The 8,693-nt window shown below is 74.3% G+C and carries 9 protein-coding genes; 4 read left to right on the forward strand and 5 right to left on the reverse strand.

Translation table 11 applies throughout. The features are described 5' to 3' along the window. Positions 1–45 precede the first annotated feature (45 nt). Positions 46–993 (reverse strand): DMT family transporter, encoded by a 948-nt coding sequence (locus L7D48_RS21810; RefSeq protein WP_374493222.1) that lies wholly within the window; start codon positions 991–993, stop codon positions 46–48. 213 nt (positions 994–1,206) lie between these two features. Between L7D48_RS21810 and L7D48_RS21815 the strand changes: the two genes are divergently transcribed. Then, on the forward strand, positions 1,207–1,788 hold the full coding sequence (locus tag L7D48_RS21815; protein ID WP_237881608.1) for a hypothetical protein: 582 nt from the start codon (positions 1,207–1,209) through the stop codon (positions 1,786–1,788). 87 nt (positions 1,789–1,875) lie between these two features. On the opposite strand, the gene L7D48_RS21820 is transcribed toward L7D48_RS21815, so the two are convergent. Continuing rightward, the gene (locus L7D48_RS21820) at positions 1,876–2,601 is read right to left on the reverse strand and encodes a hypothetical protein (protein WP_237881609.1); all 726 of its coding nucleotides are present in this window, start codon (positions 2,599–2,601) and stop codon (positions 1,876–1,878) included. A 296-nt stretch (positions 2,602–2,897) separates the two neighbouring features. On the opposite strand from L7D48_RS21820, the gene L7D48_RS21825 reads away from it, so the two are divergent. The 3 genes from L7D48_RS21825 to L7D48_RS21835 all read left to right on the forward strand — a co-directional run bounded on the left by L7D48_RS21825 (position 2,898) and on the right by L7D48_RS21835 (position 6,066). Next, positions 2,898–4,211, forward strand: a complete 1,314-nt coding sequence (locus tag L7D48_RS21825; protein ID WP_237881610.1) for a magnesium transporter MgtE N-terminal domain-containing protein — start codon at positions 2,898–2,900, stop codon at positions 4,209–4,211. Between the two features lie 19 nt (positions 4,212–4,230). Then, complete coding sequence (locus tag L7D48_RS21830; protein ID WP_206348726.1) at positions 4,231–4,776, forward strand: DUF1003 domain-containing protein; 546 nt, start codon at positions 4,231–4,233, stop codon at positions 4,774–4,776. Between the two features lie 123 nt (positions 4,777–4,899). Next, positions 4,900–6,066 (forward strand): Mrp/NBP35 family ATP-binding protein, encoded by a 1,167-nt coding sequence (locus tag L7D48_RS21835; protein WP_101256975.1) that lies wholly within the window; start codon positions 4,900–4,902, stop codon positions 6,064–6,066. Between the two features lie 72 nt (positions 6,067–6,138). Here the strand turns inward: L7D48_RS21835 and L7D48_RS21840 are convergent, their stop codons facing one another. The 3 genes from L7D48_RS21840 to L7D48_RS21850 all read right to left on the reverse strand — a co-directional run. Beyond that, positions 6,139–6,780 carry a hypothetical protein gene (locus L7D48_RS21840; protein WP_237881611.1) on the reverse strand — a complete coding sequence of 214 codons (642 nt, stop codon included), beginning with the start codon at positions 6,778–6,780 and terminating at the stop codon, positions 6,139–6,141. 172 nt (positions 6,781–6,952) lie between these two features. Further along, positions 6,953–7,393, reverse strand: a complete 441-nt coding sequence (locus L7D48_RS21845) for a sec-independent translocase (protein WP_237881612.1) — start codon at positions 7,391–7,393, stop codon at positions 6,953–6,955. A gap of 121 nt (positions 7,394–7,514) precedes the next feature. After that, on the reverse strand, positions 7,515–8,693 hold a 1,179-nt coding region (locus L7D48_RS21850), incomplete at its 5' end, for a S1C family serine protease (RefSeq protein ID WP_237881613.1).

Here is an 8,693-nt window from a genome sequence, read left to right on the forward strand (position 1 = left end):
GGAAGGGCGGGAGCGGGAGGGACGGGAGCGCGGGCGGACGGCGCGTCAGGCCCGCGCGCGGCGCGCGGGCCCGGCGTTGCCCCGGACCACCAGGGCCAGACCGAGCAGGATCACCGCCAGCGCACCGTAGACGGCCGCCGGCGGGTTCTGGCCCAGCCAGAGCGCCGCGATCAGCGCCGCGCCCGGTGTCTCCAGCAGGATCGCGGTGGAGGTGACCGACGGTCCCAGTCCGCGCACCACCCGGTTGAGCAGCGAGTGGCCCAGCAGCTGCGCGGTGACGGTGAGGACGGCGAGTTTGAGCCAGGTCTCGCCGCTGTAGCCGCCGAGGTCGGCGCCGAAGACCAGGCAGGCGGCCAGCAGCAGCACGGAGGTGGTGGTGTAGCAGACGTAGGTGTACGCGGTCGTGGAGACCGTGCGGCGCACCTCCGCCCCCAGCAGGACGTACCCGGCCGCCGCCATGCCGCCGCCCAGCGCCAGGGCGTCGCCCGCCAGCGCCCGCGGCGAGAGCGACAGGTCGACCCCCGTGAGGATCACCACTCCGGCGAAGGCGACCGCCGTACCCGCCCAGACCAGGCCGGGCGAGCTCCGGCCGCGCAGCCGCAGCAGGAGGGTGGTCCAGATCGGGGTGGTGGTGACCAGCGCGGTCGAGGAGGCGACCGAGGTCATGTGGAGGCTGGGCAGCCACAGTGCGAAGTGCAGCGCGAGCAGCGCCCCGGCGGCGGCGGCCAGCAGCACGTTCCGGCGCCCCATGGAGCGCAGTCCGGCCCGGTGGCGGACGAGGGCCAGCGGGGTGAGGACGCCGACCGCCATGGCGTTGCGCCAGAAGGCGATGGCCAGGGCCGGGGCGGCGGTGGCCGCGATCAGGGGCGCGGACAGGGAGATGCCGGACACGGCGACCGCCAGCAGGAACAGGTCCAGACCGGTGCCCGGACCTCCCGCCACGGCTCCGGCTGCCTGTCGGGGCGCGGCGGTACGGGTCCTGACGGCGCGCACGGGGCTCCTCTCCGGGGCTGCTGGGGTCCGAGCCGGGGCTTCGGGGGCCCGGACTCGGAGCGCGGAACGGGGCGGGGCGCTCTGCCGGCCGCGCCGCCGGCCACCAGCGTAAGGCGCGTGACCGTGTCGCGGTACTGACCGTCCGGTTGTCGGACCGCCCCGGGCCCGCGGCACGCACGGTGCGGGCGCCGGGCACGGCGGTAGGGTCGTCCCATGGCCGATCCGTCCGTTCCCGCCGGCTCCCGGGCGTCCCGGGCGCCCCTGTCCGTGTCCGACCGGGCGCTGATCGAGGAGTCGGCGAAGAAATCCGCGCTGGTGTGGGTGCGCGGCCCCCGGGGGCCGCAGCGCGCGCTGTGGCACGTCTGGCACGACGGCGCCGTGCACCTGGTGGGCGACGGTCCCGCGGAGCAGCCGCTGGAACCCCTGGGGCTCGCCGACGGCGCCACCGCCACGGTCTCGGTGCGCAGCAAGGACAAGGGCGGGCTGCTGGCCGTCTGGCCCGCCCGGGTGGTGGAGCTGCCGCCGGGCGGCGAACAGTGGCAGGAGGCGGTGGCCGGGCTGGCGGGCAAGCGGCTCAACGCACCGGACACCACGACGATCGCCGAGCGCTGGGCCCGCGAGTGCCGTGTGCTGAGGCTGGAACCGGCCGGGCCGCTCCGGGAAGGACCCGGCTCGATGGCGGAGGACCTGCGGGCCGCCGTCCCGCCGCCGTCGCCGGCGACCACGCGCCGCCCGGTCCCGGCCGCGCTGCCGAGGCTGCTGCGCCGCGGCCGGCCGGGGAGGAAGGACCGGTAGGCACCGGCAGAGAAGCGCCGGGGGCGCCGCGGGAAGGAACCGGCGGAAAGGAACCGGCGGGAAGGAGCCGGGCGGGAGGCCCGGGCGTCACTCGGCCGCCGAGATCTTCTTGCCGTAGTCGACGATCTGGTCCTTCTCCGGGGCGCGCAGGGTGAACTCCTTGTCCCACTCCAGCATCTGGACCACGCCCGCGTCTCCGCCGCGCTCCAGCCGCAGCGGGTACGGCGTGCCGATCAGCGAGACGCTGAGTATGCCGCCGTCGCCCCCGGCGGCCCGCACCTCGACCGTCCGCACGCCGTCGACCTCGCCGTGCTCCCCGGTCCCGCGCTCGCCGTTCAGGTTGAGCAGCCCGTCGAGCAGCACGTCCTTGTCCGTGAATCCGCTGAGCTGCTTGTAGGCGGGGTCGCCGGGGGGCACCTTGACGTACTTGCCCTCCAGCTTGCGGGCCGCCGCGAGGTCGGCCTCGTCCGGCTTCTCGCCGTCCTTGCCCTGGTCGGCCCAGAAGTCGGCGTTCGCCTTGAGGTAAAGGTCCTCGCCGACCCGCAGCAGCTCGAAGCGGGGGCCGCCCCTGGCCGAGACCTCGCCCAGGCCGCCGTCGTCCTTCAGCCGCATGTCCAGCCGGTAGGTGCGGCCCTTGCTGACCACGCTGCCCGACAGCCGTACGGACTGCGCCGCACGGGCGGCCTTGCCCGCCCTCTTCTCGATCTCGGCGGCCGGAAGCCTGCCGACCCCGTTGGTCCCCTCGTTCGGATCCTTCGAACCGCACCCCGTGAGCAGGGTCAGAAGGACCGCGCAGACCGCTCCCACCGACACGGCCGTACTCCGGGCGCGAACACCGTGGACCCACGCAGTCACGTCAGCTCTTCCTCCTGATGCCGGGGCAGGACGACGGCACCCTACCGGGGGCCGCGGAGCGGCCCGCGGGCGACCGTACGGCCGGTGCCGCCGCACGGGGCCGCCAGCTGTGCGCGTAGCCTGAAAACCGTATTCGGTTCACGTCCCCACATGCGGGCATCCGGCCACACGCGGGTACACGGGCAGGCACGGCGCGCACGGCGGGCGGGGAACCCGCCACGCGCCGGACACGAGCGGGAAGCGGAGGATGGAGCATGGTGCTGGGCGCCCAGCGGGTCTTCGTCTCGCACCTCTCCGGCGTGGCCGTCTTCGACCCCGTCGGGGACCAGGTCGGCCGGGTACGGGACGTGGTGGCGATGCTGCGCGTCGGCGGGCGTCCGCCGCGCGTGCTCGGACTGGTCGTCGAGGTCGTCAGCCGGCGGCGCATCTTCCTTCCCATGACCCGGGTGACCGGTGTCGCGTCGGGACAGGTGATCACCACCGGCGTGGTCAACATGCGGCGCTTCGAGCAGCGGCCCACCGAGACGCTGGTCCTGGGCGAGCTGCTGGACCGCCAGGTGACGCTGGTCGAGACGGGCGAGAAGGTCACCGTGCTCGACGTCGGCCTCACCCAGGTCCCCGGGCGCCGCGACTGGCTGATCGACAAGGTCTTCGTGCGCCGCGGTGGCGGCGGGCTGCGCCGGCGGCGGTCGGGCGAGACGCTGACCGTGGAGTGGTCGGCGGTGACCGGCCTCTCGCTGGAGGAGGAGGGCCAGGGCGCGGCCAACCTGCTGGCCACCTTCGAGCAGCTGCGCCCGGCCGACCTGGCCAACGTCCTGCACCATCTGTCGCCCAAGCGCCGGGCGGAGGTCGCCGCCGCGCTGGACGACGACCGGCTGGCGGACGTGCTGGAGGAGCTGCCCGACGACGACCAGGTGGAGATCCTCGGCAAGCTCAAGGAGGAGCGCGCCGCGGACGTGCTGGAGGCGATGGACCCCGACGACGCCGCCGACCTGCTGTCCGAGCTGCCGGAGGGCGACATGAACCGGCTGCTGGAGCTGATGGAGCCGCAGGACGCGGCCCCGGTGAGGCGGTTGCTGACGTACGAGGAGCACACCGCGGGCGGCATGATGACCACCGAGCCGATCGTGCTGCGGCCCGACGCCACGGTCGCCGACGCGCTGGCCCGGGTGCGGGTGCAGGACCTCTCGGCCCCGCTGGCCGCCCAGGTGTACGTGTGCCGGCCGCCGGAGGAGACCCCGACGGGCAAGTACCTGGGGCTGGTGCACTTCCAGCGGCTGCTGCGCGAACCGCCCGGCACCCTGGTCGGCTCGGTCGTGGACACCGATCTGCGGCCGCTGCCGCCGGACACCCCGCTGCCCACGCTGACCAGCTACCTGGCCGCGTACAACATCGTGTCGGTGCCGGTGGTGGACGAGAGCGGGTCGCTGCTGGGCGCCGTCACCGTCGACGACGTACTGGACCACCTGCTGCCCGACGACTGGCGGGAGGCCGCCGCCCGGGAGACGTTCACAGTGCACGAGCCGATGGAGAGCCTGCGGGACGGCCGGGGGACCGCCGATGGGTGACAGGGAACGGGACGAGCGCATGGCGCGCAGGGAACGCGAGCGGAGCCTTCCGCCGGCCACCGGGCGCGCGGCCCGCACCAGGCTGGACCAGCCGATGGTGCCGCGCCGCAGCCCGCTGCCGGAGTACGACCCGGAGGCGTTCGGGCGGCTGTCGGAGCGGATCGCCCGCTTCCTGGGGACCGGGCGGTTCATCGTCTGGATGACGTTCACCATCGTGGTGTGGGTCGTCTGGAACATCGTGGCCCCGCCCGACCTGCGCTTCGACGAGTACCCGTTCATCTTCCTGACCCTGGCCCTGTCCCTCCAGGCGTCGTACGCGGCCCCGCTGATCCTGCTGGCCCAGAACCGGCAGGACGACCGGGACCGGGTGAACCTGGAGCAGGACCGCAAGCGCGGCGAGCGCTCCATGGCCGACACCGAGTACCTCACCCGGGAGATCGCCGCGCTGCGGATGGGCATGGGCGAGGTCGCCACCCGGGACTGGATCCGCTCCGAGCTCCAGGACCTGCTCAAGGAGCTGGAGCAGCGCGGCGCCCTGGAGCCGCCGCCCGACCGCGAGCGGTGATCCGGTCCCGTACCCGGCGCGTCCCGGGCACGTGTCCCGCCCCGGCCCGGCGCCCCCGTGACGGTGACTCGCGTCTCATCCGCCGCCTTCGGCGCCGGCGCCGGTGCGCCGTACCATCGGGGCATGGCTACTGACACGTCCGCGGCATCCAGCCCCGCCCCCTCCGAGGACGCGGTCCGCGCCGCGCTCGCGACCGTCGACGACCCCGAGATCCACCGTCCGATCACCGATCTGGGCATGGTGAAGTCGGTGGAGATCGGCGACGGCGGCTCGGTCGCGGTCACGGTCTACCTGACGGTGTCCGGCTGCCCGATGCGCGAGACGATCACCGAGAACGTGACCCGGGCGGTCCGCGGTGTGGCGGGCGTCACGGATGTGACGGTCTCCCTGGACGTGATGAGCGACGAGCAGCGCCGCGAGCTGGCCGCCACGCTCCGCGGCGGGCAGGCCGAGCGGGAGATCCCGTTCGCCAGGCCCGGCTCCCTGACCCGCGTCTACGCGATCGCCTCCGGCAAGGGCGGCGTCGGCAAGTCCTCGGTGACGGTCAACCTGGCGGCGGCGATGGCGGCCGACGGTCTGAAGGTGGGCGTCGTGGACGCCGACATCTACGGCCACTCGGTGCCGCGCATGCTGGGCGCCGACGGCCGCCCCACCCAGGTCGAGAACATGATCATGCCGCCGTCCGCCAACGGCGTGAAGGTCATCTCGATCGGCATGTTCACCCCCGGCAACGCCCCGGTGGTGTGGCGCGGGCCGATGCTGCACCGCGCGCTCCAGCAGTTCCTGGCCGACGTCTACTGGGGCGACCTGGACGTGCTGCTGCTGGACCTGCCGCCGGGCACGGGCGACATCGCCATCTCGGTCGCGCAGCTCGTCCCCAACGCCGAGATCCTGGTGGTGACCACCCCGCAGCAGGCGGCCGCCGAGGTGGCCGAGCGCGCCGGGTCCATCGCGGTGCAGACCCACCAGAAGATCGTGGGCGTGGTCGAGAACATGTCCGGGCTGCCCTGCCCGCACTGCGACGAGATGGTGGACGTCTTCGGCACCGGCGGCGGCCAGCGCGTCGCCGACGGGCTGAGCCGGACCACCGGCACCACCGTGCCCGTGCTCGGTTCCATCCCGATCGACGTGCGGCTGCGCGAGGGCGGCGACGAGGGCAGGCCGGTCGTGCTGACCGATCCGGACTCCCCCGCGGGCTCCGCGATCCGCTCGGTCGCGGGCAAGCTGGGCGGGCGCCAGCGCGGGCTGGCGGGCATGTCGCTGGGGATCACCCCGCGCAACAAGTTCTGAGGCCCTCCCGCGCGTTTCCCCCGTACGCCCGCGCACCCGGGCGGGCGTACGGGCACCGGGGCGGCCGGGCGTTCAGCGCTCGTACTCGCCGAGGTCCTTGATCACCGAGAAGCCCAGACCGTACGCGCTCATCCCCCGCCCGTAGGCGCCGATGTGCACGCCCTCGTGCGCGGGGCCGGCCAGCACCCACCCGTACTCCGACTCCCGGTAGTGGAAGTCGGTGGGGACTCCGTCGACCGGCAGCGAGAGGGTGGACCAGGCGGAGCCGTCCAGGTCGTCCGCCAGTTCCCAGGCGACCGCCGTCTGCTGGTCGAGCCAGCTCTGTCTGAGTCCGCGCTCCATCTGTGATGGCCATGTGCATGACAGCAACCCCGATCCGGCCAGCCAGGCGGCCGACGAGACCGAGGTGGCCTCCAGGACCCCCGTGCCGTCCGGGCTGCTGCGCACCGGGCGGTCGGCGACCGTCACGACGACGGCGAAGCGCCGGCCCTCCGGACCGGACTCGGCCCGGAAGGAGGGCTCGTCCCCGTGGCCGGTCGCGCCGTGCTCGACCGTTCCGTCCGCGGCGGCTCCCACCCGCATCAGCCAGCGCGGGCCGGTGAAGGCCTCGTCGAGGCCGTACCAGGGGAAGCCGGCCGTCAGGTAGCCGTCGATCACCCGGTCCGCCCCGGACGCGGGTGCGTCTCTCGGCCCTACCCGGCCCGTCGTCTCCATCTGTGCGACGCCTCCTCGTGTGCCCCGTGTCGTGGGAGGCCCGCCCCCCTCGGACGGCCCGACCCCGGACACAGGGAGGATAGCCACCCTCGTGCGCCGAACCGGGCAGGACCGGCTGCGGAGTACGGGAGGTGGCCCTCCCGGTTCACCGGCGGGGCGGCCCCGGCCGGCCTCAGGTGGCGTCGGCGTCGTACGGCGGCGGGTCGGTCCTGGGCGCCGGGCCGTCCTTGCGCAGATCGACCGCGGAGCCGCCCTGGGAGGACGCGGACGGGCCGCCCGAGGTGATCTCCCTGCCGTTGACCGCGTCCGTGACCTCGGCGAGCTCCTGGCGCAGGTCGAAGCCGTTGCGGATCTCCTTCAGCCCCAGGTCCTCGTTCTCCAGCAGGTGCTTGCGCGCGAAGTTCCTGGGGTTGAGGTCCTCGAAGTCGAAGTCCTTGAACTCCGGTCCCAGTTCCCTGCGGATGTCGTCCCGGGCACTGTCGGAGAACTCCCGGACCTTGCGGATGAACCGCGCGGTGTCCTGGATCACCTTCGGCAGCTTCTCCGGACCGAAGACGAGGATCGCGAGGATGACGAGAGCGATCAGCTCGAGGGGTCCTATGTCGAAGAACACCGTTCAGCTCCCTCATGTGCGTCCACGACCCGTGCGGCCACAGTCACGGTACCCGGCGCGGGGACGGGTTGGGAGTCGGCGGGGCGAACAACGGCCGTCGTGGCGGCAGGCGTGACGGGTCTCACGGGCCGGCCGCCGAACCGAGGACCACCTCCACCGAGCGCCGGCCGCCACCGCGCTCGACCGTGAGCTCCAGCCGGTCGCCGGGGCGCCGGGCGCGGATCCTGGCGATCAGCTCCTCACCGCTGCGCACCCGGGCGCCGTCCACCTCGGTGATCACGTCGCCCTCCTCGATGCCGGCCGTGTCGGCCGGTCCTCCCGGCACGACCGCCCTGCCCTCGCGCCCGGCGGGCAGGCCGACCCGGGCGCCCTCCGCGGGGTGTCCCATGTCGACCGTGACACCGATCACGGGATGGGTGGCGCGGCCGGTGTTGATCAGTTCCTCGGCCACCCGTCTGGCCTGGTTGACGGGAATGGCGAAGCCCAGGCCGATGCTGCCGCCGGTGTCCGCCCGGGGCAGGCCGCCGCCCGCGGAGCGGATCGCGCTGTTGACGCCGATCACCCGGCCCCCGGCGTCCATCAGCGGGCCGCCGGAGTTGCCGGGGTTGATCGGGGCGTCGGTCTGCAGCGCCTCCACGTGGCTGAGGCCGCCGCCCCCGTCCCCCTCACCGCCCGCGGTGACGGGGCGCTCGGTGGCGCTGACGATCCCGGTGGTGACCGTGCCCGCCAGGCCGTACGGCGCGCCGATCGCCACGACCGGGTCGCCCACCCGCACGGAGTCGGAGTTGCCCAGCGGCAGCGGGCTGAGGCCGCTGACCCCCTCCACCCTCAGCACGGCGAGGTCGTAGCCGCTGTCGGTGCCGACGATCTCGGCGGTGGCGCTCTCGCCGCCGTGGAAGACCACCCTGATGCCGCCGTTTCCGCTCCCGTCCCCGGCGGGCTCCACCACATGGTGGTTGGTGAGGAGGTGGCCGCGGCCGTCCAGGACGAAACCGGTGCCGGTGCCCGACTCCCCGGCGCCGCGCACCTGGATGGTCACCACGCCCGGCAGGGTCCGCTCCGCGATGCCGGCCACGCTGTCCGGGGCTCGGCCGGTGTCCTGTACCGGTGCCTGGGAGAGCCGGACGGTGCCGATGTCGCCCCGGCGCTGCGCGTACGCCCCGATGCCGCCGCCCACCGTTCCGGCGACCAGCGCCAGCAGGACGGCCCCGGCGACGGCCGTACCCGGCCGGCCGCGGCGCGGCGCGGCGGCCTCCCGGCGCGACGGGGGCTCGGTGTGCGGGGCGGCCCGGTGCGGGGC

Origin of the sequence: Streptomyces sp. ICN903 (genome assembly GCF_022015835.1) — a bacterium.
GTDB classification, from domain to species: Bacteria; Actinomycetota; Actinomycetes; order Streptomycetales; family Streptomycetaceae; genus Streptomyces; species Streptomyces fenghuangensis.

Bases quoted from the DNA above. Each gene is read 5' to 3' on its own strand.
- L7D48_RS21835 (WP_101256975.1), top strand. From the start codon at position 4,900: ATGGCTACTGACACGTCCGCGGCATCCAGCCCCGCCCCCTCCGAGGAC.
- L7D48_RS21815 (WP_237881608.1), top strand. From the start codon at position 1,207: ATGGCCGATCCGTCCGTTCCCGCCGGCTCCCGGGCGTCCCGGGCGCCC.
- L7D48_RS21840 (WP_237881611.1), bottom strand. From the start codon at position 6,780: ATGGAGACGACGGGCCGGGTAGGGCCGAGAGACGCACCCGCGTCCGGG.
- L7D48_RS21830 (WP_206348726.1), top strand. From the start codon at position 4,231: ATGGCGCGCAGGGAACGCGAGCGGAGCCTTCCGCCGGCCACCGGGCGC.
- L7D48_RS21825 (WP_237881610.1), top strand. From the start codon at position 2,898: ATGGTGCTGGGCGCCCAGCGGGTCTTCGTCTCGCACCTCTCCGGCGTG.